Annotated in this window: 24 protein-coding genes and 1 pseudogene; 23 read left to right on the top strand and 2 right to left on the bottom strand. The window is 60.7% G+C overall.

Annotated features, from left to right (window positions below; all coding sequences use genetic code 11):
- The first annotated feature begins 37 nt into the window (after nucleotides 1-37).
- The 12 genes from fleN (at nucleotide 38) to ACYZTL_RS07835 (ending at nucleotide 10,851) form a co-directional block, all read left to right on the top strand.
- On the top strand, nucleotides 38-868 hold the full coding sequence (gene fleN / locus ACYZTL_RS07890; RefSeq protein ID WP_007975361.1) for a flagellar synthesis regulator FleN: 831 nt from the start codon (nucleotides 38-40) through the stop codon (nucleotides 866-868).
- Nucleotides 865-1,605: an RNA polymerase sigma factor FliA gene (fliA, locus tag ACYZTL_RS07885; protein WP_007894214.1), complete on the top strand. Its 741-nt coding sequence runs from the start codon at nucleotides 865-867 to the stop codon at nucleotides 1,603-1,605. The genes fleN and fliA overlap by 4 nt, the downstream gene beginning before the upstream one ends.
- A gap of 167 nt (nucleotides 1,606-1,772) precedes the next feature.
- Nucleotides 1,773-2,144, top strand: a complete 372-nt coding sequence (locus ACYZTL_RS07880; RefSeq protein ID WP_003183998.1) for a chemotaxis response regulator CheY — start codon at nucleotides 1,773-1,775, stop codon at nucleotides 2,142-2,144.
- A 22-nt stretch (nucleotides 2,145-2,166) separates the two neighbouring features.
- Nucleotides 2,167-2,955 carry a protein phosphatase CheZ gene (locus ACYZTL_RS07875; protein WP_461951302.1) on the top strand — a complete coding sequence of 263 codons (789 nt, stop codon included), beginning with the start codon at nucleotides 2,167-2,169 and terminating at the stop codon, nucleotides 2,953-2,955.
- 47 nt (nucleotides 2,956-3,002) lie between these two features.
- Nucleotides 3,003-5,252, top strand: coding sequence for a chemotaxis protein CheA (locus tag ACYZTL_RS07870; protein WP_461951301.1), 2,250 nt, complete (start codon nucleotides 3,003-3,005; stop codon nucleotides 5,250-5,252).
- A gap of 51 nt (nucleotides 5,253-5,303) precedes the next feature.
- Nucleotides 5,304-6,428, top strand: a complete 1,125-nt coding sequence (locus ACYZTL_RS07865; protein ID WP_461951300.1) for a protein-glutamate methylesterase/protein-glutamine glutaminase — start codon at nucleotides 5,304-5,306, stop codon at nucleotides 6,426-6,428.
- The gene (locus tag ACYZTL_RS07860) at nucleotides 6,428-7,168 is read left to right on the top strand and encodes a flagellar motor protein (RefSeq protein ID WP_461951299.1); all 741 of its coding nucleotides are present in this window, start codon (nucleotides 6,428-6,430) and stop codon (nucleotides 7,166-7,168) included. Before ACYZTL_RS07865 ends, ACYZTL_RS07860 begins: the two co-directional genes overlap by 1 nt.
- Nucleotides 7,169-7,183: 15 nt before the next feature.
- Nucleotides 7,184-8,074 (top strand): flagellar motor protein MotD, encoded by an 891-nt coding sequence (gene motD, locus ACYZTL_RS07855; protein WP_461951298.1) that lies wholly within the window; start codon nucleotides 7,184-7,186, stop codon nucleotides 8,072-8,074.
- 39 nt (nucleotides 8,075-8,113) lie between these two features.
- The gene (locus ACYZTL_RS07850) at nucleotides 8,114-8,902 is read left to right on the top strand and encodes a ParA family protein (protein ID WP_214381554.1); all 789 of its coding nucleotides are present in this window, start codon (nucleotides 8,114-8,116) and stop codon (nucleotides 8,900-8,902) included.
- 117 nt (nucleotides 8,903-9,019) lie between these two features.
- Nucleotides 9,020-9,898 carry a CheW domain-containing protein gene (locus tag ACYZTL_RS07845; protein WP_461951297.1) on the top strand — a complete coding sequence of 293 codons (879 nt, stop codon included), beginning with the start codon at nucleotides 9,020-9,022 and terminating at the stop codon, nucleotides 9,896-9,898.
- Nucleotides 9,899-9,972: 74 nt separating this feature from the next.
- Nucleotides 9,973-10,458, top strand: coding sequence for a chemotaxis protein CheW (locus tag ACYZTL_RS07840; protein WP_131061597.1), 486 nt, complete (start codon nucleotides 9,973-9,975; stop codon nucleotides 10,456-10,458).
- On the top strand, nucleotides 10,459-10,851 hold the full coding sequence (locus tag ACYZTL_RS07835; RefSeq protein ID WP_461951296.1) for a DUF2802 domain-containing protein: 393 nt from the start codon (nucleotides 10,459-10,461) through the stop codon (nucleotides 10,849-10,851).
- 92 nt (nucleotides 10,852-10,943) lie between these two features.
- On the opposite strand, the gene ACYZTL_RS07830 is transcribed toward ACYZTL_RS07835, so the two are convergent.
- Both ACYZTL_RS07830 and fliK read right to left on the bottom strand, forming a co-directional pair.
- Nucleotides 10,944-11,273, bottom strand: a complete 330-nt coding sequence (locus ACYZTL_RS07830) for an EscU/YscU/HrcU family type III secretion system export apparatus switch protein (protein WP_461951295.1) — start codon at nucleotides 11,271-11,273, stop codon at nucleotides 10,944-10,946.
- Nucleotides 11,270-12,844: a flagellar hook-length control protein FliK gene (gene fliK / locus ACYZTL_RS07825; RefSeq protein ID WP_461951294.1), complete on the bottom strand. Its 1,575-nt coding sequence runs from the start codon at nucleotides 12,842-12,844 to the stop codon at nucleotides 11,270-11,272. Before fliK ends, ACYZTL_RS07830 begins: the two co-directional genes overlap by 4 nt.
- 197 nt (nucleotides 12,845-13,041) lie before the next feature.
- On the opposite strand from fliK, the gene ccmA reads away from it, so the two are divergent.
- The 11 genes and pseudogenes from ccmA to ACYZTL_RS07770 all read left to right on the top strand — a co-directional run.
- Nucleotides 13,042-13,677, top strand: a complete 636-nt coding sequence (gene ccmA, locus ACYZTL_RS07820; RefSeq protein WP_461951293.1) for a cytochrome c biogenesis heme-transporting ATPase CcmA — start codon at nucleotides 13,042-13,044, stop codon at nucleotides 13,675-13,677.
- A complete protein-coding gene (gene ccmB / locus ACYZTL_RS07815) occupies nucleotides 13,674-14,342 on the top strand; it encodes a heme exporter protein CcmB (protein ID WP_084320586.1) in 669 nt (222 codons plus the stop codon). Before ccmA ends, ccmB begins: the two co-directional genes overlap by 4 nt.
- 97 nt (nucleotides 14,343-14,439) lie before the next feature.
- Nucleotides 14,440-15,195 carry a heme ABC transporter permease gene (locus ACYZTL_RS07810; protein WP_461951292.1) on the top strand — a complete coding sequence of 252 codons (756 nt, stop codon included), beginning with the start codon at nucleotides 14,440-14,442 and terminating at the stop codon, nucleotides 15,193-15,195.
- On the top strand, nucleotides 15,192-15,368 hold the full coding sequence (ccmD, locus tag ACYZTL_RS07805) for a heme exporter protein CcmD (RefSeq protein ID WP_192560104.1): 177 nt from the start codon (nucleotides 15,192-15,194) through the stop codon (nucleotides 15,366-15,368). The genes ACYZTL_RS07810 and ccmD overlap by 4 nt, the downstream gene beginning before the upstream one ends.
- On the top strand, nucleotides 15,365-15,820 hold the full coding sequence (gene ccmE, locus ACYZTL_RS07800) for a cytochrome c maturation protein CcmE (RefSeq protein ID WP_008026817.1): 456 nt from the start codon (nucleotides 15,365-15,367) through the stop codon (nucleotides 15,818-15,820). Before ccmD ends, ccmE begins: the two co-directional genes overlap by 4 nt.
- Before the next feature lie 3 nt (nucleotides 15,821-15,823).
- Nucleotides 15,824-17,812, top strand: a complete 1,989-nt coding sequence (locus ACYZTL_RS07795) for a heme lyase CcmF/NrfE family subunit (protein WP_461951291.1) — start codon at nucleotides 15,824-15,826, stop codon at nucleotides 17,810-17,812.
- Nucleotides 17,809-18,345, top strand: coding sequence for a DsbE family thiol:disulfide interchange protein (locus ACYZTL_RS07790; protein ID WP_461951290.1), 537 nt, complete (start codon nucleotides 17,809-17,811; stop codon nucleotides 18,343-18,345). The genes ACYZTL_RS07795 and ACYZTL_RS07790 overlap by 4 nt, the downstream gene beginning before the upstream one ends.
- A complete protein-coding gene (locus ACYZTL_RS07785) occupies nucleotides 18,342-18,815 on the top strand; it encodes a cytochrome c-type biogenesis protein (RefSeq protein ID WP_461951289.1) in 474 nt (157 codons plus the stop codon). The genes ACYZTL_RS07790 and ACYZTL_RS07785 overlap by 4 nt, the downstream gene beginning before the upstream one ends.
- Nucleotides 18,808-20,010: a c-type cytochrome biogenesis protein CcmI gene (gene ccmI / locus ACYZTL_RS07780; protein WP_461951288.1), complete on the top strand. Its 1,203-nt coding sequence runs from the start codon at nucleotides 18,808-18,810 to the stop codon at nucleotides 20,008-20,010. Before ACYZTL_RS07785 ends, ccmI begins: the two co-directional genes overlap by 8 nt.
- 15 nt (nucleotides 20,011-20,025) lie before the next feature.
- Complete coding sequence (locus tag ACYZTL_RS07775; protein ID WP_461951287.1) at nucleotides 20,026-20,439, top strand: hypothetical protein; 414 nt, start codon at nucleotides 20,026-20,028, stop codon at nucleotides 20,437-20,439.
- 76 nt (nucleotides 20,440-20,515) lie between these two features.
- Nucleotides 20,516-20,691, top strand: a pseudogene (locus ACYZTL_RS07770) (alpha-D-ribose 1-methylphosphonate 5-triphosphate diphosphatase); the annotation flags it as partial.
- Nucleotides 20,692-20,696 lie beyond the last annotated feature (5 nt).

Raw genomic sequence — 20,696 nt, 5'->3', positions numbered from 1 at the left:
TGGCCTCCGTCTATGCAAGACAAGGTAAAGAAATAACATGGGCAGCATGCATCCCGTACAGGTGATCGCGGTGACCGGCGGCAAAGGTGGCGTCGGGAAGACTAATGTGTCAGTGAACTTGTCCCTGGCTCTAGCTGAGCTCGGCCGGCGCGTCATGCTGCTGGACGCCGATCTGGGGCTGGCGAATGTCGACGTCCTGCTGGGACTGACACCCAAACGTACCCTGGCCGACGTGATCGAAGGCCGCTGTGAGCTGCGCGACGTGTTGTTGCAGGGGCCCGGTGGCATCCGCATCGTCCCGGCGGCGTCCGGCACTCAGAGCATGGTGCATCTGAGCCCGGCGCAGCATGCCGGCCTGATCCAGGCGTTCAGCGATATCGGCGATAACCTCGACGTCCTGGTGATCGACACCGCTGCGGGTATTGGTGAGTCGGTCGTCAGTTTCGTTCGCGCCGCGCAGGAAGTCTTGCTGGTGGTCTGCGACGAGCCGACCTCGATCACCGACGCCTACGCACTGATCAAACTGCTTAACCGCGACTACGGCATGAACCGCTTCCGCGTTCTGGCCAACATGGCCCAGAGCCCGCAGGAAGGTCGCAACCTGTTCGCCAAGTTGACCAAAGTCACGGATCGCTTCCTCGACGTCGCCTTACAATACGTCGGTGCGGTGCCGTACGACGAAAGCGTGCGCAAGGCCGTTCAGAAGCAGCGTGCGGTTTATGAAGCTTTCCCGCGTTCCAAGTGCTCCCTGGCCTTCAAGGCCATCGCACAAAAGGTCGATACCTGGCCGCTGCCCGCCAACCCGCGTGGGCACCTGGAGTTTTTCGTCGAGCGCCTCGTGCAACAAACGGCAGGACCCGTGCTATGACAGCCAGCGGTTACAATCTTTACAAGAAGTCGGCGCGTGACGCGCAGTACGAGCTGATCGAGCGTTACGCGCCACTGGTCAAACGCATTGCTTACCACTTGCTGGCGCGTTTGCCGGCCAGTGTCCAGGTCGAAGACCTGATCCAGGCCGGCATGATCGGCCTGCTTGAAGTATCGACCAAATACGACGCCAGCAAAGGCGCGAGTTTCGAGACTTACGCGGGCATTCGAATCCGCGGCGCGATGCTCGATGAAGTCCGCAAGGGGGACTGGGCGCCACGTTCGGTCCACCGCAATACCCGCATGGTCAGCGACGCAATTCGCTCGATTGAAGCTAAAACCGGTCGTGACGCTAAAGATCACGAAGTTGCGGCCGAACTCCAATTGAGTCTCGACGATTACTACGGGATTTTGAACGACACCCTGGGCAGCCGGTTATTCAGTTTCGACGATCTGTTGCAGGACGGCGAACACGAAGGGCTGCACGAGGATGGCGCGAGTGCTCATCTCGAGCCGTCACGCGATCTGGAAGATGAACGCTTCCAGGCGGCGCTGGCGGACGCGATTGCCAATTTGCCGGAGCGTGAGCGACTGGTGTTGGCGCTGTACTACGACGAAGAGTTGAATCTCAAGGAAATCGGTGAGGTCCTGGGGGTCAGCGAATCTCGGGTCAGCCAGTTACACAGCCAGTGCGCGGCCCGTTTGCGGGGGCGTTTGGGGGAGTGGCGAGCGCGCTGAAGGCAGTGTGGGGACACTGCGAACGTGGCTGGTGTGGTGTTGAACTGCGCCGGTTTCGATCTGTTGTGCTCCAGACAGTCATTGAGTGCTTTGCCGGATTGATTGAAATGGCGCGTCCAGGTGCTGGGCGCGTTTAAGACTGCTTGGAGGTCGAATTGGACAAGAACATGAAAATCCTCATCGTTGATGACTTCTCAACGATGCGGCGGATCATAAAAAACCTGTTGCGTGACCTTGGGTTCACCAACACGGTCGAGGCCGACGATGGCACTACTGCCATTCCGGTTCTCAACAGCGGAAGCATCGACTTTCTGGTAACGGACTGGAACATGCCTGGCATGACCGGTATCGATCTGCTGCGTCACGTGCGCGCCGATGAAAAGCTCAAGCACCTGCCGGTGCTGATGGTGACCGCTGAAGCCAAGCGCGAGCAGATCATCGAAGCGGCCCAGGCCGGTGTTAACGGCTATGTGGTCAAACCCTTCACGGCCCAGGCGTTGAAAGAAAAAATCGAGAAGATTTTCGAACGCATCGGTTGAGAAACTGCGCCACGGGGGAGCTATGGACCAAAAAGAATCTTCACAGGGCAATTTTGAATCGACCCTGAAAAAACACGCGGTCGAACTGGTCGAAAGCCTTGAAAAAGGCAAGTTCGGCGACGCTGTACAACTGATCCATGAGCTCAATCAGACCCGTGACCGCGGCCTGTATCAGGAAGTGGGCAAGCTCACCCGCGAGCTGCACAGCGCGATCGTCAATTTCCAGATTGACCCGCACATGCCGCAAGCCGAGGAAGTGTCGCAGATCACGGATGCCACCGAGCGTCTGGGTTACGTTGTGAAACTGACCGAGGCTGCTGCCAACCGCACCATGGATCTGGTCGAAAACTCCACGCCGCTGGTCAACAGCCTGAGCAATGAAGCCCAGGCGCTGAGCACGGACTGGGGGCGGTTCATGCGTCGCGAGGTCGGGGCTGAGGAGTTCCGCGAACTGGCACGGCGTGTCGACGGTTTCCTGACACGCAGCAGCGTGGACAACCGCGCGGTGTCGAGCAACCTCAACGACATTCTGCTCGCTCAGGATTACCAGGACCTCACAGGTCAAGTGATCAAGCGTGTGACCCAATTGGTCACTGAAGTTGAAAGCAACCTGCTCAAGCTCGTGCTCATGGCCAGTCACGTGGACCGCTTTGCGGGCATCGAACATGACCGTGAAGCGATGCTTGCTGAAAAAGATCCGCAAAAACATCTCTCTCAGGGTGAAGGTCCGCAGATTCATGCCGATAAAAGAGAAGACGTTGTGTCCGGTCAGGACGATGTGGACGATTTGCTATCCAGCCTAGGGTTTTAGAATTTTAGGTATTTTAGGTTTTTAGACCTGTTAGGAGCACACCCTTAATGAGCTTCGGCGCCGATGAAGAGATCCTTCAGGATTTCCTGGTTGAGGCCGGCGAGATTCTTGAGCAACTGTCCGAACAACTGGTCGAGCTTGAAAGCCGACCGGATGATGCGGACTTGCTCAATGCAATTTTTCGCGGTTTTCACACTGTAAAAGGGGGCGCCGGCTTCCTCCAGCTCAACGAGCTGGTGGAGTGCTGTCACATCGCCGAGAACGTGTTCGACATCCTGCGCAAGGGTGAGCGTCGCGTCGACCCGGAATTGATGGACGTGGTTCTCGAAGCGCTGGACGCGGTGAACAGCATGTTCAGCGAAGTCCGCGAACGCAGCCCGATCACGGCTGCCACGCCTGAATTGCTTGCAGCCCTGGCCCGTCTGGCCGAGCCGCAATCCGCCGATCAAGCCGCGCCTGTGGCTGAAGTGGTGGAAGAACCGGCTGCCGAAGCCGATTCGGGCGACATCACCGATAGCGAATTTGAACAACTGCTGGACTCGCTGAACGCCGTCAAGGCTCAGGCCGAGGCGCCGGCGGCTGCTCCGGTTGCAGCTTCCGATGCTGCGGCCAGCGACGAAATCACCGATGCAGAATTCGAGTCGTTGCTCGATCAACTGCACGGCAAAGGCCAGTTCGCCGTCGACGCGGTAGCTGCGCCTGCTGCACCGGCTGCCCCGAAAGCGCCAGGCGACAGCTCCGACATTACCGACGACGAGTTCGAAGCCCTGCTCGATCAGTTGCACGGCAAGGGCAACTTTGCCGTCGACGCGCTGGAATCGGCGATTGCTTCGGTCCCGGTCGCCGCTGCGCCCATCGCCAAAGCGGCTGGCAGCGATCTGATCTCGGATCACGAGTTCGAATCGCTGCTCGACGAATTGCACGGTAAAGGCAAGTTCACTGAAGTCGGCACCGGTTCTGCCGCTTCTTCGGTAGCGGCGCCCGTCGCCAAAGCCCCGGCACCTGTCGCCAAGGCGCCCGAGCCAAAAGCCGAAGCACCGAAGCCTGCCGCCGCTGCACCGAAGCCTGCCGCCGCTGCACCTGCCCGTGCACCGGCCGCGCCACCTGCGGAAAAACCGGCCAGCGAAGCCGAGACCACCGTGCGGGTCGACACCGCGCGTCTCGATGAAATCATGAACATGGTCGGCGAATTGGTTCTGGTGCGTAACCGCTTGGTTCGCCTGGGCGCCAACAGCGCCGATGAAGCCATGTCCAAGGCCGTGTCGAACCTTGACGTGGTCACGGCCGACCTGCAAACCGCGGTCATGAAGACCCGGATGCAGCCGATCAAGAAAGTCTTCGGGCGCTTCCCGCGTCTGGTTCGCGACCTGGCTCGCCAGCTCAAGAAAGAGATCAACCTGGAACTGGTCGGCGAAGAAACCGACCTCGACAAGAACCTCGTCGAGGCCCTGGCCGACCCGCTGGTCCACTTGGTGCGCAACTCGGTCGACCACGGTATCGAAGAGCCGGCCGATCGCGAAGCGATGGGCAAGCCGCGCAGTGGCAAAGTGATTCTGTCCGCCGAACAGGAAGGCGACCACATCCTGCTGTCCATCTCCGATGACGGCAAGGGCATGGACGCTGACGTGTTGCGCGGCATCGCGGTCAAGAAAGGTTTGATGGACAAGGATGCGGCGGACCGTCTCAGCGAGTCCGACTGCTTCAACCTGATTTTCGCCCCGGGTTTCTCGACCAAAACCGAGATCTCCGACGTGTCGGGTCGTGGCGTGGGCATGGACGTGGTGAAAACCAAGATCGCCCAGCTCAACGGCACCATCAACATCTACTCGACCAAGGGCAAAGGCTCGAAGATCGTCATCAAGGTGCCGTTGACCCTGGCGATCATGCCGACGCTGATGGTCATGCTCGGCAACCAGGCGTTTGCGTTCCCGCTGGTGAACGTCAACGAGATCTTCCATCTCGACCTGTCGCGCACCAACGTGGTGGACGGCCAGGAAGTGGTGATCGTGCGGGACAAGGCGCTGCCACTGTTCTACCTCAAGCGCTGGCTGGTCAGCTCCGCCGCTCACGAAGAGCAGCGCGAAGGCCATGTGGTGATCCTTTCGGTGGGCACCCAGCGGATCGGCTTCGTCGTCGATCAACTGGTCGGCCAGGAAGAAGTGGTCATCAAGCCATTGGGCAAAATGCTCCAGGGAACCCCGGGCATGTCCGGCGCCACCATCACCGGTGACGGCCGCATTGCGCTGATTCTCGATGTTCCGAGCATGCTCAAGCGTTACGCCGCACGGCGTATTTGATTCTGGGGGGAGCGGGGCGACTGAGCCTCGCCCCCGCCTAACGGAGTGTTTATGGTAGTCAAAGTCCTGGTGGTGGACGATTCGGGGTTTTTCCGCCGCCGCGTCTCGGAAATTCTTTCAGCGGATTCGAATATCCAGGTCGTCGGTACGGCGACCAACGGAAAAGAGGCGATCGATCAGGCGCTGGCCCTCAAGCCGGACGTGATCACCATGGACTACGAGATGCCGATGATGGATGGCATCACGGCGGTGCGGCACATCATGCAGCGCTGCCCGACGCCGGTGTTGATGTTCTCCTCGCTGACGCACGAAGGCGCCCGGGTCACTCTGGATGCGCTGGACGCAGGCGCGGTGGATTTCCTGCCGAAGAATTTCGAAGACATCTCGCGCAATCCCGAGAAGGTCAAGCAACTGCTGTGCGAAAAGATTCTCAGCATTTCGCGCAGTAACCGTCGTGTCAGCGCTTACAGTGCACCGGCACCCGTCGCCACGCCAGCTCCGACCCCTGCGCCTTCCAGCGTCAGCAGTTATGGCAGTAGCGCGCCTGTTCGTCCGGCACCTATCCCGGCTCGTGCACCTGCGCACGCACCGTCGTCGCCAGCGCCGAAACGCAAAGCCTACAAGCTGGTTGCCATCGGCACCTCCACCGGCGGCCCGGTTGCCCTGCAGCGTGTATTGACGCAATTGCCGGCCAACTTCCCGGCTCCGATCGTGTTGATCCAGCACATGCCGGCCGCCTTCACCAAGGCGTTCGCCGAGCGTCTGGACAAGCTCTGCCGCATCAGTGTCAAGGAAGCCGAGGATGGCGACATCCTGCGTCCGGGCCTGGCATTGCTGGCGCCGGGTGGCAAGCAAATGATGATCGACGGCCGTGGCGCGGTGAAAATCCTGCCGGGCGACGAGCGTCTGAACTACAAACCGTGCGTGGACATCACGTTCGGTTCGGCCGCCAAGTCCTACGGTGACAAAGTTCTGGCGGTCGTACTGACCGGCATGGGCGCCGACGGTCGTGAAGGTGCGCGTCTGCTCAAGCAGGGCGGCAGCTCGATCTGGGCTCAGGATGAAGCCAGCTGCGTGATCTACGGCATGCCGATGGCCATCGTCAAAGCCGAACTCGCCGATGCGGTGTACGGCCTCGACGACATTGGCAAGCACCTGGTCGAGGCGTGTGTCTGATGGATGTACTCAGCCTTATCGGGATCATCCTCGCGTTTGTCGCCATCATCGGTGGCAACTACCTTGAAGGCGGTCACCTCGGCGCGCTGGCCAACGGCCCGGCGGCGTTGATCGTACTCGGCGGGACCGTCGGTGCGGCGCTGCTGCAATCGCCGATGAGCGCCTTCAAACGCGCCATGCAGATTCTTGGCTGGACCCTGTTCCCGCCGCGCGTGGACCTGGCCGGCGGCGTCGACCGCGTGGTGAACTGGAGTCTGACCGCGCGCAAGGAAGGTCTGCTCGGCCTGGAAGGTGTGGCCGATGCCGAACCCGACAGCTACTCCCGTAAAGGCTTGCAACTGCTGGTGGACGGCGCCGAGCCGGAAGCGATTCGCAGCATCCTGGAAGTGGATTTCTACACTCAGGAAAGCCGCGACATCGAAGCCGCCAAGGTCTTCGAGAGCATGGGTGGCTATGCGCCGACCATCGGCATCATCGGTGCGGTGATGGGCCTGATTCACGTCATGGGCAACCTGGGCGATCCTTCGCAACTGGGCAGCGGCATCGCCGTGGCCTTCGTCGCCACCATCTACGGCGTGGCCAGTGCCAACCTGGTGCTGCTGCCGATTGCCGCCAAACTCAAATCCGTTGCATTGCGCCAGTCGCGTTATCGCGAAATGTTGCTCGAAGGCATCCTGTCGATCGCCGAAGGCGAAAACCCTCGCTCTATAGAATTGAAGCTTCAGGGCTTCATGGATTGATGGGGGTAATGGACCATGGCTCGTCGTCGGCAACCTGAAGAACATGTAAACCACGAACGCTGGCTGGTTTCCTACGCCGACTTCATTACGTTGCTGTTCGCCTTTTTCGTGGTGATGTACTCGATTTCTTCGATCAACGAAGGCAAGTACAAGATCATTTCGGAAGCGTTGATCGGCGTGTTCACCGATACGGATCACGCGCTCAAGCCGATTCCCATCGGTGACGAACGTCCGAAAACCGTGACCCCGGCCAAGCCGCTGGTCAAGGACAGCGAGCAGGTCGACGCCGGTATTGCCGGTGCCAGTGATCCGCTGAAAAGCATCGCCGATGACATCAGCGCCGCGTTCGGCGACTTGATCAGCTCCAAACAGATGACCATTCGCGGCAACGAGTTGTGGGTCGAAATCGAGCTCAACTCCAGCCTGTTGTTCGGCAGCGGCGACGCCATGCCCAGCGACATTGCTTTCAACATCATCGACAAGGTCGCAGCGATTCTGAAACCGTTCGACAACCCGATACACGTCGAAGGTTTTACCGACGATCAACCGATCCGTACCGCGCAGTACCCGACCAACTGGGAATTGTCCTCGGCGCGTTCGGCGAGCATCGTGCGCATGCTGGCGATGCAGGGTGTGAACCCTGGCCGGCTGGCGTCGGTGGGTTACGGCGAATTCCAGCCGGTGGCCAACAACGCCACGGCAGAGGGCCGGGCGCGCAACCGTCGCGTGGTGCTGGTCGTGTCACGAAATCTCGATGTACGTCGCAGCCTCACTGGCACCGGAACCGCCCATGCGCAACCGGATGCCGCGTTGAAGCGTGCTGGCACACAAACTGCACCTGCACCGGTCAAGTCGCCGGGACGAGAGAGCGCCGTCAATTCTCCGTCACCCGCATTAATACGTTGAGCTATTTCCCGGTCGACCCGACCGGGAGGAACAATCCGAATGAGAGTCTGGGCAGTCGCCAATCAAAAGGGTGGTGTTGGTAAAACCACTTCCTCCATCGCTTTAGCCGGGTTACTGGCCGAGGCGGGCAAGCGCGTGGTCGTGGTCGATCTCGACCCACACGGCTCGATGACCAGCTATTTCGGTTACGACCCCGACAGCCTGGAACACAGCAGCTACGACTTGTTCCTGCACAAGGGCAGCGTGCCGCAAGGCTTGCCCGGTCAGTTGCTGTTGCCTACCAGTCACGCGAGTATTTCCCTGCTGCCGTCGAGCACAGCGCTGGCGACGCTTGAGCGTCAGTCGCCGGGCCAGAGTGGCTTGGGCCTGGTGATCGCCAAGAGCCTGGCGCAACTGTGGCAAGACTTCGATTACGCAGTGATCGACAGCCCGCCGTTGCTCGGTGTGCTGATGGTCAATGCCTTGGCGGCCAGTCAGCAATTAGTGATTCCGGTGCAGACCGAACACCTGGCGGTCAAAGGCCTGGAACGCATGGTCAACACCTTGGCGATGATCAACCGCTCACGCAAACTGCCACTGGCATTCAGCATCGTGCCGACCCTGTTTGATCGCCGCACACAAGCCTCCCTCGGGACCTTGCGGGTATTGCGCGACAAGTACCCTGAAGAAATCTGGCAAGGCTACATCCCGGTCGACACACGCTTGCGCGACGCCAGCCGCGCCGGCGTCACGCCTTCGCAATTCGACGGCAAAAGCCGCGGCGTGATGGCCTACCGCGCGCTGCTCAAGCACATGTTGACGCAGCAATCCGTTGCGCAGGTGGCCTGACATGAACCCAATCCCAGTAGGAGCTGCCGCAGGCTGCGATCTTTTGATCTTGCTTTGCGATAACTTCGGATCCGCCAAAAGATCGCAGCCTTCGGCAGCTCCTACGATGGTGTGCGCATGAACCGTCCGGTGAAGGTCACCTCGCGTCCGCAATTGGCGCTCCAGTCCTATCTGGACAACTTGCTGATGGACGCGACCGAAGAGTTGCTGCCGGAAATCGAAGCAATTCCCGAGGTGATCGAGGTGGAAGCGGCGCTGGACGAGTTCCAGGCTGCGGTGCTTGAAGAGCAGGCCCGCGATGCGCAGAAACCTGCCGAGACACCGGCAGCCGTTGCCGCGCCGGTCGCAGCGCCCGTGGTGAGAACCCCGGTTGCGCTGATCGAGGCGCCGGCGCCGGTTCTGGCGCCCGTCTCGACCATCGCTCCGTTGCTGCAAGCCCTGGTGCCGCCGATCGTCGAAGTTCATTTGCCACCGAGCAACACGCCGCCACCGGTGGTAACGGACGGCCGTCCTGCGTGGGCCGCCGAGCCGTTCGAATGCCTGTTGTTCGATGTCGCCGGGTTGACCCTGGCGGTGCCGCTGGTGTGCCTGGGCTCGATTTATTCCTTGGCCGGTCAAGAGCTGACATCGTTGTTCGGTCAGCCGGAATGGTTCCTCGGGATCCTGCCGAGCCAGGCCGGCAACCTGAAAGTACTCGATACCGCCCGTTGGGTCATGCCCGACCGCTATCGCGATGACTTCCGTCAGGGCCTGCAATACGTTATTTCGGTTCAGGGCTACGAGTGGGGGCTGGCGGTGCATCAGGTCAGCCGCTCGTTGCGCCTGGACCCGAACGAAATCAAATGGCGCAGCCACCGTGGTCAACGGCCATGGTTGGCAGGCACGGTGATTGAGCACATGTGTGCGTTGCTCGATGTTTCCGAACTGGCCGAGCTGATTGCCAGCGGTGGGGCGAAGCACATGGGCGGCAGCAAGCCGAACCACAAACCGACATAACAACACGCGGGGCAAGTGACTTGCCATCGCACCGAACACACACCGCCAGGGGCGGTTTTTCGAGGGGTCAGGGTATGAATGATAAGGCGTCGTCTGCAAAGGGTTCCGAAGATCCGATCCTGCAATGGGTAACCTTCAAGCTGGACAATGAAACCTACGGCATCAACGTGATGCGCGTTCAGGAAGTCCTGCGTTACACCGAAATCGCCCCGGTCCCGGGTGCCCCGAGCTACGTGCTGGGCATCATCAACCTGCGCGGTAACGTGGTCACCGTGATCGATACCCGTCAGCGCTTCGGCCTGATGAATGCCGAGATCAGCGACAACACCCGGATCGTCATCATTGAAGCCGACAAACAAGTGGTCGGGATCATGGTCGACAGCGTGGCCGAAGTGGTTTACCTGCGGCAGTCGGAAATCGAAACCGCGCCGAACGTGGGTAACGAAGAGTCCGCCAAGTTCATTCAAGGCGTGTGCAACAAAAACAACGAATTGCTGATCCTGGTCGAGCTGGACAAGATGATGAGCGAAGAAGAATGGTCGGACCTGGAGAACATCTGATTGATTCTTGAGGTTGCGGTCATTGTCCTGTTCCTCTTCTGGGCGGGCACGCTGGCGATGTTTCTGGCGTACATTCGGGGCCAGCGGCAGATCGCTGCGCAACAGGCCCAGGGCGATGCGCTGCGCGATCAGCGCATCAAGGACCTGGGCAAACGGGTCGATGACTACCAGAACGGTAACGTGCGCATGGGTGAAGACCTGCATGAACTGCGCGCGGTGGTCAGGCCGTTGCCGGACAAGCTGGCTCAGCTTGAACAGCGCGACCCGTCGAGCCTGTCGTTTGCCCAGGCAGCACGGCTGGTCGGAATGGGCGCGAGCGTCGACGAACTGACTCAGTCCTGTGGGTTGACCCAGGCTGAGGCGGAGTTGATGAGCAAGGTGCACAAGAACTGAAAGATCAAAAGATCGCAGCCTTCGGCAGCTCCTACTGGATATCCGGTGTAGGAGCTGCCGAAGGCTGCGATCTTTTTGCATTCAACGCCGAATCAGTAGTCATCCCCGCGATCGGTGATGTCTTTCTCGATCATCAGCGCATTCGGATCATGCCCCTCAGGAAACTTGCCCTTCAAATTCCACGCAAACGCAATGATCTCGGCGATCGTGCGATACAACTCCTCCGGAATACTGTCCCCCAGCTCCATTCTCGCCAGCAGTTTCACCAGCTCGGCGTTCTCGTAAATCGGCACTTCATAATCGCGGGCAATCTTCAGGATTTCTTCCGCCAGTTCTTCGTCGCCCTTGGCCGTGAGGGTCGGGGCGTGGGAGCCGTCGTATTTGAGGGCGATGGCCTGGCGTGGAGTTTCGGGATTTCTCATGCGGTTTCGTCGACCCAGCGTTGTTCCAGTCGGGTTTGGGGGCCTTGCGGCGGCGTGCCGAGGTGGCAATCGAGATCGCCGACGTTCAGGCCTGACGCCAGCAAGCGTTCGCGCAGCCCGGCCAGATTGCTCTCGATCAGGCTGGCGGTGTAGGGCCGCTCGGCCCACAGCTGGCTGGACAGGCTGCCCTCGATCAACTGCGCCTGAATCTGCATCGGGCCCAGCGGCTCCATGTTGAACGCCAGATCGACGCGCCAGAGCTGTTGCTTGGGTTCGCGTTCGTCACGGCGTTCCTTGGCTTGATCTTTTTCGGGCGCTTCCTCGCGCTGAAACTTGACCTGCAACGGCACGATGTCCTGCAAATTGCGCATCGGGATTTCGAGCTGCCAGGTGCTCATCAGCCGGCCATCGTCCGTGACGCCGCTCTGCTCCAGGCTCGACAGTTGATGGCTTTGCAGGCGTGAAACCGCCGCGGCGGCCAAACGCAGCAAGTGCTCCAGATCACCTTCGCCCTCCAGGTTTTGCAGGAAACGCTCGGGCAGGGGAAAACTGGTCGGCTGCGGTTTGGTGCTGACCTGGCCGAGCATGCCGAGGGCGCTGCGCACGAAACTCGGCATGGCTTGGGCCAGCGTATTGGCAGCAATGATCGCGTTGAGGTTGGTGTTGGCCGGCAGCCCCTGGCTCAGTTGTGCGATCAGCTTGAGCAGATCGCCTTTCATGTCGGGTGCCAGTGTCGGATTTTGCCCGGTGAGCAGTTTTGCCTCGAGGAACAGCCCGCTGTTGGCCAGTGCCAGGGCCAGGCCTTTTGGCGTGCTCAGTTGCTGAACATCCGGCAGGCCGGCGAGCAATTTGTTCACTGCAGTTCGCAGGTCACTGGAGGTCTGGTCCGAGGCAGGCAGGTTTTGCAGGAGTTTGAGCAATCCGTCCAGCGAACCCTGGCGGCTCTGTTGGCTGACCAGTTGCTGAGTGACCGCCAGTTGTTCCTGACGGCTGCTCAGCGGGACGAATTTCAGGGTCTGGGTGTCTTGCACCAGCGCGCTCAGCAAGGTGCCGATGCGCAGCGGCGTCGGACTGTCGATGCTCAGGGTGCTGCCACTCAGCCCGGTGTTGAGCAGGCTTACCAGCGAGCGGAACACCGTCGGTTGCCCCGGCACTTGCGGCATCACCTGGGAGGTCAGCACTTTGCCTTGCAGCAAGGTGCCCACCGGCAGTTGCGCCGTGTCGATGCGGGTGAGGGTGGCAACGCTGGAGGCGATGGCCTGTTGCACGGTGACGGCCAGGTTGCCCGCCGATGGTTGGGTGATCGCCAGGTTCGTGCCCTGAGGCAACGGCTGAGAGCTGGTGGCCTGAACCGTGGTCTGCCGGCCATTTTCGAGGGTGACTTTAAGCAGCAGTTGAAAAGACTGATCCGCCTGCTTCAGCGACAGCACTTCGGCTTTGGCGGTCTGCCCGGCGGTAATCAGGCCCTCCATCGGCGTCAGCAGCTTCAGCAGATCGCCGCTCACACCCTGCGGCCGCGACGTCGCGGGCGTGGTCGGTGGTAGCGGGAGGATGTTCATTTCGCCTGTCATACGCGGTCACAACCTGAGGAAATTGCCCTCTTTAGAGTAGGGCACGGCATGTATAATGCCGCCCGTCCTTCGGAGAGTGGCGAAAACATTGCAATTGTTTGACGCAGCTCTCTAGAACAGGTCGCCAATGCATCTATGCTGCATCTCTTTAGCGGCCGCTCCGCCGCCGACTTGAACCGCAAAAGGCCCGTGATCTCTTGACCAGTCCTGTCCTGCAAACCGTTGCCCTCGCCTGTGAGCGAGACTTTCGGCTGCTCTTCGAAAATCTCGAATTGAGACTGGCCAGTGGCGAAATGTTGCAAATCAGTGGCCCCAACGGCAGCGGCAAAACCAGCCTTTTGCGTCTGCTGTCGGGGCTGATGCAACCGACCGCCGGTCAAGTGCTGCTCAACGGCCAGCCGTTGAACGAACAACGCAGTGAACTGGCGCGCAACCTGCTGTGGATCGGTCACGCCGCCGGCATCAAGGATTTGCTGACGCCGGAAGAAAACCTCAGCTGGCTCTGCGCCCTGCATCAACCGGCCTCCCATGCAGCCATTTGGGAGGCGCTTGCTGCTGTCGGACTGCGCGGTTTCGAAGATGTTCCTTGTCACACCCTGTCCGCCGGTCAGCAACGTCGCGTGGCGTTGGCCCGTTTGTATCTGGACAGTCCGCCGCTGTGGATCCTCGACGAGCCGTTCACCGCACTCGACAAGCAAGGCGTGGCGCAACTCGAAGAGCACCTGGCCGCGCACTGTGAGCGCGGCGGCATGGTGGTGCTGACCACGCACCACACGCTGAGCCGAATGCCGACCGGCTATCGCGATATTGATCTGGGGAATTGGGCCGTATGAGTGTTTTCGGCCTGTTGGTCGCCCGTGAGGCTCGCTTGTTGTTCCGTCGTCCGGCGGAGTTGGCCAATCCGCTCGTATTCTTCGCGATCGTGGTTTCGCTGTTCCCGTTGGCGGTCGGCCCCGAGTCTCAATTGTTGCAAACCTTGTCTCCGGGACTGGTCTGGGTGGCAGCCCTTTTATCGGTTTTGCTCTCGCTGGACGGGCTTTTCCGCAGTGATTTCGAAGACGGTTCCCTTGAGCAGTGGGTCCTTTCGCCGCACCCCCTGCCTCTTCTGGTTTTGGCCAAGGTACTGGCACACTGGGCCTTCTCTGGCCTGGCACTGGTTTTGCTCGCTCCACTGCTGGCGTTGATGCTCGGTTTGCCAACCGCCTGTCTGCCGGTGTTGCTGCTTTCCCTGTTGCTCGGTACACCGGTGCTCAGCCTGCTCGGTGCGGTGGGCGCGGCCCTGACGGTGGGATTGAAGCGCGGCGGCCTGTTGCTGGCGTTGCTGATTCTGCCGTTGTACATCCCGGTGTTGATTCTCGGCAGTGGCGCCTTGCAGGCCGCCTTGCAGGGCATGCCGGCGACCGGTTATCTCCTGTGGCTTGGTAGCCTGACCGCCCTGGCGATAACCCTGACACCTTTTGCAATAGCTGCTGGCCTGAAGATCAGCGTCGGCGAATAATAATGAGGTCTGATCAATTTTCGATCGCTTTCTTTTGATTGAAAGGCAGACCCTTCGCTACTCGTGATGGCGAGTAGCAACCGTGATGGAAACAGTAATGAACTGGACCTGGTTTCATAAGCTCGGCTCACCCAAATGGTTTTACGGCATCAGCGGCAAACTGCTGCCGTGGCTGAGCATCGCCGCGTTGCTGCTGATCGGCGTCGGCGTCGTTTGGGGCCTGGCCTTTGCGCCGCCTGATTACCAGCAAGGCAACAGCTTTCGCATCATCTATATCCACGTTCCGGCCGCCATGCTCGCGCAGTCCATCTACGTGATGCTGGCGGTGTGCGGGATCGTCGGGCTCGTGTGGAAGATGAAACTGGCCGACGTCGCCCTGCAATGCGCCGCCCCCATCGGTGCCTGGATGACCGCCGTGGCGCTGGTCACCGGCGCGATCTGGGGCAAGCCGACCTGGGGCTCGTGGTGGGTCTGGGATGCGCGACTGACGTCCATGCTGATTCTGCTGTTTCTGTACTTCGGTCTGATTGCGCTGGGCAACGCCATCAGCAATCGGGACAGCGCGGCCAAGGCCTGCGCGGTGTTGGCGATTGTCGGCGTGATCAACATCCCGATCATCAAATACTCGGTGGAGTGGTGGAACACCCTGCACCAGGGCGCGACCTTTACCCTCACAGAAAAACCGGCCATGCCGGCCGAAATGTGGCTGCCACTGCTGTTGACGGTGCTGGGCTTCTACTGTTTCTTCGGCGCGGTATTGCTGCTGCGCATGCGCCTTGAAGTGCTCAAGCGCGAAGCCCGCGCCAGTTGGGTAAAAGCAGAAGTGCAGAACAGTCTGGAGACCGCTCGATGAGTTTTGCTTCATTCGGCGACTTCCTCGCCATGGGCCATCATGGCCTGTATGTCTGGTCAGCCTATGGCATCTGCCTGGCGGTGCTGGCCCTCAACGTGGCGGCGCCGGTCCTGGCCCGCAAGCGGTATCTGCAACAAGAGGCGCGTCGTCTGCGCCGGGAGAACGGCAAGTGAATCCGCTGCGCAAAAAGCGTCTTATCATCATTCTCGCGATCCTGGTCGGTGTCGGCGCTGCCGTCGGCCTGGCCCTGAGCGCCCTGCAGCAGAACATCAATCTGTTTTACACCCCGACGCAAATCGCCAATGGCGAAGCGCCGCAAGACACGCGCATTCGTGCGGGTGGCATGGTCGAGAAAGGTTCGCTGCAACGTTCCGGCGATTCGCTGGACGTGAAATTCATCGTCACCGACTTCAACAAATCCGTGACCATCAGCTACCGCGGCATCCTGCCGGACCTGTTCCGCGAAGGGCAGGGCATCGTCGCCCTGGGCAAGCTCAACGCTGACGGCGTGGTGGTGGCCGACGAAGTGCTGGCCAAGCACGACGAGAAATACATGCCGCCGGAAGTGACCAAGGCTTTGAAAGACAGCGGTCAATCTGCTCCAACGCCCGCAAAGGAGGGTTGATCGATGACTTCCGCAATCTTTATTCCTGAGTTGGGCCATCTGTCCATGATTCTGGCGCTGTGTTTCGCGCTGGTTCAGGCCGTGGTGCCCTTGCTCGGTGCCTGGCGCGGTGACCGCTTGTGGATGAGCCTGGCTCAGCCGGCTGCCTGGGGGCAGTTTGCGTTTCTGCTGTTCGCCTTCGGTTGCCTGACCTACGCGTTCATGGCCGACGACTTCTCTGTCGCCTACGTCGCCAGCAACTCCAACAGCGCGTTGCCGTGGTACTACAAGTTCAGCGCCGTGTGGGGCGCGCACGAAGGTTCGTTGCTGCTGTGGGCGTTGATCCTCGGTGGCTGGACCTTCGCGGTGTCGGTGTTCTCCCGGCAGTTGCCTCAGGTGATGCTGGCCCGAGTCCTGGCGGTGATGGGCATGATCAGCACCGGTTTCCTGCTGTTCCTGATCCTCACCTCGAACCCGTTCGCCCGTATCCTGCCGCAAATTCCAGCGGACGGTCGCGACCTCAATCCGTTGCTGCAAGACATCGGCCTGATCGTTCACCCGCCGATGCTGTACATGGGTTACGTCGGGTTCTCCGTGGCGTTTGCGTTCGCCATCGCCGCATTGCTCGGCGGTCGTCTTGATGCGGCGTGGGCACGCTGGTCGCGTCCGTGGACCATCGTCGCCTGGGCGTTCCTCGGCATCGGCATCACCCTCGGTTCGTGGTGGGCTTATTACGAACTTGGCTGGGGTGGCTGGTGGTTCTGGGATCCGGTGGAAAACGCCTCGTTCATGCCATGGCTGGTGGGCACCGCGCTGATCCACTCGTTGGCGGTCACGGAAAAACGTGGCGTGTTCAAGAGCTGGACCGTGTTGCTGGCCATCGCTGCGTTTTCGTTGAGCTTGCTGGGTACGTTCCTCGTGCGTTCCGGCGTGCTGACGTCGGTTCACGCGTTTGCGTCCGATCCTGAGCGCGGCGTGTTCATTCTGATCTTCCTGCTGTTCGTGGTCGGCGGTTCGCTGACGCTGTTTGCCCTTCGCGCGCCGGTCGTGAAGAGCCATGTCGGCTTCAACCTCTGGTCCCGGGAAACCCTGCTGCTGGGTAACAACCTGGTGCTGGTGGTGGCGGCGTCGATGATCCTCCTTGGCACTTTGTATCCGCTGATCCTCGACGCGATGACCGGCGCCAAGCTGTCGGTTGGCCCGCCGTACTTCAATGCGCTGTTCATTCCGTTGATGGCGTTGCTGATGGTGGTGATGGCGGTCGGCATGCTGGTGCGCTGGAAAGACACCCCGCTCAAATGGCTGATGAGCATGCTGACCCCGGTGTTGCTCGGCAGCGCCGCGTTGGCCGTGGTGGCCGGTGTCGCTTACGGCGATTTCAACTGGGCGGTGATCGCGACGTTCATGCTGGCGGCCTGGGTGTTGCTGGCCGGCGTACGCGACATTTTCGACAAGACGCGCCACAAAGGCTTGATCAAAGGCCTGCCGACCCTGACCCGCAGCTACTGGGGCATGCAGGTTGCGCATTTGGGCATCGCCGTGTGCGCGCTCGGGGTCGTGCTGTCGAGCCAGAACAGTGCCGAACGCGACCTGCGCCTGGCGCCGGGCGAATCCATGGACCTCGGCGGTTATCAGTTCGTGTTCGAAGGCGCCAAGCACTTCGAAGGCCCGAACTTCACCTCGGATAAAGGCACTGTTCGTATCATCCGCGACGGCAAGGAAATCAGCGTGCTGCACCCGGAAAAACGTCTGTACACCGTGCAGAACTCGGTGATGACCGAAGCCGGTATCGACGCCGGTTTTACCCGTGACCTCTACGTCGCTCTCGGCGAACCACTGGGCGATGGCGCCTGGGCCGTGCGCGTGCACGTCAAACCGTTCGTGCGCTGGATCTGGTTCGGCGGCCTGCTCACCGGTTTGGGCGGGTTGCTGGCGGCGCTTGATCGCCGTTATCGGGTCAAGGTGAAAAGCCGCGTGCGTGAAGCATTGGGCATGACGGGAGCGACTGCATGAGACGTTGGTTGATGCTGTTGCCGCTGGTGATTTTCCTGGTGGTGGCTGTGTTCCTTTATCGCGGTCTGTACCTGGACCCGGCCGAGCTGCCTTCGGCAATGATCGGCAAGCCGTTCCCGGCGTTTTCCCTGCCAGCGGTGCAGGGCGACAAGACCCTGACCAGGGCTGACATTCTCGGTAAACCGGCACTGGTCAACGTCTGGGGCACCTGGTGCGTTTCCTGCCGGGTCGAGCATCCGGTGCTGAACAAACTGGCCGAGAAGGGCGTGGTGATCTACGGCGTCAACTACAAGGACGTCAACGCCGACGCCTTGAAGTGGCTGGCGGAATTCCACAACCCGTATCAACTGGACATCCGTGACGATGAAGGCACTCTCGGCCTGAACCTCGGAGTGTACGGCGCTCCGGAAACCTTCTTCATCGACGCCAAAGGCATCATCCGCGACAAGTTCGTCGGTGTGATCGACGAACAGGTCTGGCGCGAAAAACTGGCGGCCAAGTATCAGGCGCTGGTCGATGAGGCGAAACCATGAAGCGCTGGATAGCCGCTGTTGCATTGGGCTTGAGCATGGCCGGCGTCGCACACGCCGCCATCGACACCTACGAGTTCGCCAAAGAAGGTGATCGCGAGCGTTTTCGCGAGCTGACCAAAGAGCTGCGTTGCCCAAAGTGCCAGAATCAGGACATCGCCGATTCCAACGCACCGATCGCCGCCGACCTGCGCAAAGAGATTTTCCGCATGTTGGGCGAGGGCAAGGACAATCAGCAGATCATCGATTTCATGGTCGATCGCTACGGTGATTTCGTCCGCTACAAACCCGCGCTCAACGCCAAAACCGCTTTGCTCTGGTTCGGCCCGGCCGGCCTGTTGCTGGGCGGTGTTGTGATCATCGCCGTGATCGTCCGCCGTCGTCGCGTGCAACGCGCTGACACCAGGGATGAGCTTACTGCCGAGGAGCGCGAGCGCCTCGACCACCTGTTGGATAAAACCAAGAATGATTGATTTCTGGCTCGCTGCAGGTCTGCTGCTTCTGGTTGCCCTGAGTTTTCTGCTGATCCCCGTTTTGCGTGGCCGTCGCGCTCAGTTGGAAGAGGATCGTACTGCCCTGAACGTCGCGCTGTATCAGGAGCGCGTGGCTGAGTTGCAGACTCAGCAGGAAGAGGGCGTTCTCGACACCGCGCAACTGGACACCGGTCGCGCCGAAGCGGCCCGTGAACTGCTTGCCGACACTGAAGGCGTCGAAGTGCCGCGGGTGTCCCGTCTGGGCAAACCGTTGCCACTGTTGGCGGCGATTCTGGTGCCGGTGCTGGGACTGGGTCTTTATCTGCATTTCGGCGCCAGCGACAAGGTCGAACTGACCCGCGAATTCGCCCAGGCGCCGCAGTCGATGGAAGAGATGACCCGTCGCCTGGAACGCGCCGTCGCGGCTCAACCGGATTCGGCCGAAGGCCTGTACTTCCTGGGTCGGACCTACATGGCGCAGGATCGTCCCGGTGACGCGGCGAAGATCTTCGAACGCACGGTGAACCTCGCCGGTCGTCAGCCGGAACTGTTGGGGCAATGGGCGCAGGCTCAGTACTTCGCCGATGGCAAGAAGTGGTCGGACAAGGTTCAAGCCTTGACTGACGAAGCGTTGAAAGCCGATCCGAAGGAAGTCACCAGTCTTGGTCTGCTCGGTATTGCCGCGTTCGAGAGTGCGCGTTATAAGGACGCCATCGATTACTGGAATCGTCTGCTGGCGGAACTGCCGCCGGACGACAATTCCCGGGCCGCGCTGCAAGGCGGGATTGCCCGGGCCACCGAGAAACTCGAAGCCAGCGGCGGCAAGGTTGTCCAGGCGCCTGCGGCAAAGGCTGCGGCATTGCTCAAAGTCAGTGTCGATCTGGCACCAGAGCTTAAAGCCAAGGTGCAGCCGGGTGACAGCGTGTTCATCTTCGCTCGCGCCACCAATGGCCCACCGGCGCCACTGGCCGCCAAACGCCTGACCGTGGCTGACTTGCCGGCGACTGTCGAACTGGGTGATGCCGACGCAATGATGCCGCAGTTGAAACTGTCGAACTTCCCTGAAGTCCAACTGGTTGCGCGCATCTCCCGTGCGGGTCAACCAACCGCCGGCGAATGGATCGGTCGCAGCCAGCCGCTGGCCAGCAGCACCACCGCGCCGCAAAAACTGACCATCGACAGCCCGGACAAATAACAGGAAAACGCAACTATGACCGCTATCGCTCGTATCACCCTGCTCAGTCTGGTTTTGGGGTTAAGCGCGTGTGCGGTCCAGCGGCCGGAGCCGACGCCGCTGCCACCGATTCCGCCTTCACAACCCCGCCCGACACCGTCAACGACACCGACGCCGGGCAAACCGGGCAAACCGGGCATTCCGGCCAAACCCGCCAAACCGCTGCCGCGCACCTCTGCCAGCTTCGCGCCGCCGCCGGGTGGCAACAGCCATTGGGATCCCAAGCTTGGCGTCTATGTGCTGGATGATCAGACCAATACCTTCTACCGCCAGCGCACGTATTACCGCTGGAACAACGGCTGGAGCCGGTCGATCAGCCCGAACGGGCCTTGGGAAGAGACGGATATCCATGGCGTGCCGGGTGGGTTGGGAAGGCAATTCGGGCAGTAACGCAAAAGGCGACTTTAGGGGTCGCCTTTTTTGTGGGCGCATAAAAAAGACGGGTCAGCGGTAACCCCACCCGCTCTTGTGCTATCCAGACACATTGAGCGTATTCCACGACCTGGTGGCGCATCCGCTGGTGCAGCGGGTGTCGGTGATGGACCACTCGCCGGGCCAGCGCCGGTTTGTCCTGGAATCCAAGTACCGTACTACATGGGCAAATATCAGCTGACGACTGCGCAGATGGAAGAAGTCATCCTGCGCGC

Source organism: Pseudomonas sp. LB3P81 (assembly GCF_054897965.1).
Note: the sequence above shows the minus strand (reverse complement) of the source record. Positions and strands in the feature narration are given on the sequence as shown.

Excerpts from the sequence above, each read along its gene's own strand:
- fleN (WP_007975361.1), top strand. The coding sequence starts at position 38 with ATGGGCAGCATGCATCCCGTACAGGTGATCGCGGTGACCGGCGGCAAA.
- fliA (WP_007894214.1), top strand. The coding sequence starts at position 865 with ATGACAGCCAGCGGTTACAATCTTTACAAGAAGTCGGCGCGTGACGCG.
- ACYZTL_RS07880 (WP_003183998.1), top strand. The coding sequence starts at position 1,773 with ATGAAAATCCTCATCGTTGATGACTTCTCAACGATGCGGCGGATCATA.
- ACYZTL_RS07875 (WP_461951302.1), top strand. The coding sequence starts at position 2,167 with ATGGACCAAAAAGAATCTTCACAGGGCAATTTTGAATCGACCCTGAAA.
- ACYZTL_RS07870 (WP_461951301.1), top strand. The coding sequence starts at position 3,003 with ATGAGCTTCGGCGCCGATGAAGAGATCCTTCAGGATTTCCTGGTTGAG.
- ACYZTL_RS07865 (WP_461951300.1), top strand. The coding sequence starts at position 5,304 with ATGGTAGTCAAAGTCCTGGTGGTGGACGATTCGGGGTTTTTCCGCCGC.
- ACYZTL_RS07860 (WP_461951299.1), top strand. The coding sequence starts at position 6,428 with ATGGATGTACTCAGCCTTATCGGGATCATCCTCGCGTTTGTCGCCATC.
- motD (WP_461951298.1), top strand. The coding sequence starts at position 7,184 with ATGGCTCGTCGTCGGCAACCTGAAGAACATGTAAACCACGAACGCTGG.
- ACYZTL_RS07850 (WP_214381554.1), top strand. The coding sequence starts at position 8,114 with ATGAGAGTCTGGGCAGTCGCCAATCAAAAGGGTGGTGTTGGTAAAACC.
- ACYZTL_RS07845 (WP_461951297.1), top strand. The coding sequence starts at position 9,020 with ATGAACCGTCCGGTGAAGGTCACCTCGCGTCCGCAATTGGCGCTCCAG.
- ACYZTL_RS07840 (WP_131061597.1), top strand. The coding sequence starts at position 9,973 with ATGAATGATAAGGCGTCGTCTGCAAAGGGTTCCGAAGATCCGATCCTG.
- ACYZTL_RS07830 (WP_461951295.1), bottom strand. The coding sequence starts at position 11,273 with ATGAGAAATCCCGAAACTCCACGCCAGGCCATCGCCCTCAAATACGAC.
- fliK (WP_461951294.1), bottom strand. The coding sequence starts at position 12,844 with ATGACAGGCGAAATGAACATCCTCCCGCTACCACCGACCACGCCCGCG.
- ccmB (WP_084320586.1), top strand. The coding sequence starts at position 13,674 with ATGAGTGTTTTCGGCCTGTTGGTCGCCCGTGAGGCTCGCTTGTTGTTC.
- ACYZTL_RS07810 (WP_461951292.1), top strand. The coding sequence starts at position 14,440 with ATGAACTGGACCTGGTTTCATAAGCTCGGCTCACCCAAATGGTTTTAC.
- ccmD (WP_192560104.1), top strand. The coding sequence starts at position 15,192 with ATGAGTTTTGCTTCATTCGGCGACTTCCTCGCCATGGGCCATCATGGC.
- ACYZTL_RS07795 (WP_461951291.1), top strand. The coding sequence starts at position 15,824 with ATGACTTCCGCAATCTTTATTCCTGAGTTGGGCCATCTGTCCATGATT.
- ACYZTL_RS07790 (WP_461951290.1), top strand. The coding sequence starts at position 17,809 with ATGAGACGTTGGTTGATGCTGTTGCCGCTGGTGATTTTCCTGGTGGTG.
- ACYZTL_RS07785 (WP_461951289.1), top strand. The coding sequence starts at position 18,342 with ATGAAGCGCTGGATAGCCGCTGTTGCATTGGGCTTGAGCATGGCCGGC.
- ccmI (WP_461951288.1), top strand. The coding sequence starts at position 18,808 with ATGATTGATTTCTGGCTCGCTGCAGGTCTGCTGCTTCTGGTTGCCCTG.
- ACYZTL_RS07775 (WP_461951287.1), top strand. The coding sequence starts at position 20,026 with ATGACCGCTATCGCTCGTATCACCCTGCTCAGTCTGGTTTTGGGGTTA.